The sequence below is a fragment of the Trichormus sp. NMC-1 genome (assembly GCF_001858025.1).
GTDB lineage: Bacteria > Cyanobacteriota > Cyanobacteriia > Cyanobacteriales > Nostocaceae > Anabaena.
The window spans coordinates 1-1,999 of the sequence record NZ_LZQD01000029.1 but is presented as its reverse complement, the minus strand read 5'-3'; the positions used below and the strand labels follow the sequence as shown (position 1 = coordinate 1,999).

The following is a 1,999-nucleotide window of genomic DNA, read 5'->3' as shown; positions in this document are numbered from 1 at the left end:
CCTTAGGACCGTTATAGTTACGGCCGCCGTTCACCGGGGCTTCGGTCGCTAGCTTCACTTTCGCTGACCAACTTCCTTAACCTTCCGGCACTGGGCAGGCGTCAGCCCCCATACGTCCTCTTACGAGTTTGCGGAGACCTGTGTTTTTGGTAAACAGTCGCCTGGATCTCTTCACTGCGACCCACTTATACAGTGGGCACCCCTTCTTCCGAAGTTACGGGGCCATTTTGCCGAGTTCCTTAGAGAGAGTTATCTCGCGCCCCTTGGTATTCTCAACCTCCCTACCTGTGTCGGTTTCGGGTACGGGTATCCTGCTTTCATCACATCCCTAGCTTTTCTTGGCACTATCCTTCCCCACTCGGAGTTCGTAAACCCCTCCCAAACCAATCAGGGTATGGCTATCTTTCATGCGTCCCTAGCAATGCTCCCACCGGATAGTACGTGATTATTGACACGTTGTCCATCGACTACGCCGTTCGGCCTCGCCTTAGGTCCCGACTAACCCAGAGTGGACGAACCTGGCTCTGGAACCCTTAGGGTTTCGGGGTGTATGATTCTCACATACATTTGCGCTACTCAAGCCGACATTCTCACTTCCGTTTCGTCCACAGCTGCTCGCCGCTACTGCTTCTACCTACGACGGAACGCTCCCCTACCGATTAATTAATTAATCCCACAGCTTCGGTACATCGCTTAGCCCCGTTCATTTTCGGCGCGAGAGCGCTTGACTAGTGAGCTATTACGCACTCTTTCAAGGGTGGCTGCTTCTAGGCAAACCTCCTAGTTGTCTGTGCACTCTCACCTCCTTTATCACTTAGCGATGATTTGGGGACCTTAGCTGGTGGTCTGGGCTGTTTCCCTCTTGACAATGAAGCTTATCCCCCACTGTCTCACTGGCAATGTGTGCTCTGGGTATTCAGAGTTTGTCTCGATTTGGTACCGGTCTCCCAGCCCGCACCGAAACAGTGCTTTACCCCCCAGATATAATCATTACCGCTGCGCCTAAACACATTTCGGGGAGAACCAGCTAGCTCCTGGTTCGATTGGCATTTCACCCCTAACCACAGCTCATCCGCCGATTTTTCAACATCGGTCGGTTCGGACCTCCACTTGGTGTTACCCAAGCTTCATCCTGGCCATGGTTAGATCACCAGGGTTCGGGTCTATAAACACTGATTATCGCCCTTTTCAGACTCGGTTTCCCTTTGGCTCCAGCATTCTCGCTTTAACCTACCAGTGCCTATAAGTCGCCGGCTCATTCTTCAACAGGCACGCGGTCATCCGTTTAATCGGACTCCCACTGCTTGTAAGCTAATGGTTTCATGTTCTATTTCACTCCCCTTCCGGGGTTCTTTTCACCTTTCCCTCGCGGTACTGGTTCACTATCGGTCACACAGTAGTATTTAGCCTTACGAGATGGTCCTCGCTGATTCACATGGGATTCCTCGTGCCCCATGCTACTCGGGATTCAGCTACTATCCTTTGACTTTCGACTACGGGACTTTCACCCCCTCTGGTACAGTATTTAGCTGTTTCGTCTAGTCTCCATGATTCGTTATTGCTGTCCCACTACCCCAAAAGGTAAACCCTTTGGTTTAGGCTCTTCCCCTTTCGCTCACCACTACTTAGGGAATCTCTCTTGATTTCTCTTCCTCCAGCTACTAAGATGTTTCAATTCGCTGGGTTAGCTCATACCTGTCTATATATTCAACAGGCTGTATTTAGGGTTGCCCCATTCGGACATCTCCGGCTCATAGTTTGCTTCCAACTCCCCGGAGCATTTCGTCGGTAACCACGTCCTTCTTCGCCTCTGTGTGCCTAGGTATCCACCATTAGCCCTTATTAGCTTGACCACTTACTCTTTGGTTTCCACTTGCTTTCACATTCATTCTCATGTCTGTGTCTGCCTGCTTCTTTTCGCGTTACTATGCAGTTTTCAAGGTTCTGGCTGGTTCCACCCAGCAGTCTGACTCTCATCAGTTGCTGACTTCTTCCAATG

Annotated in this window: 1 rRNA gene; it reads right to left on the bottom strand. The window is 50.8% G+C overall.

The annotated features are described in order from the left end of the window. Positions 1 to 1,853: ribosomal RNA gene (locus A9Y75_RS25735) — 23S ribosomal RNA — on the bottom strand; the annotation flags it as partial. Positions 1,854 to 1,999 lie beyond the last annotated feature (146 nt).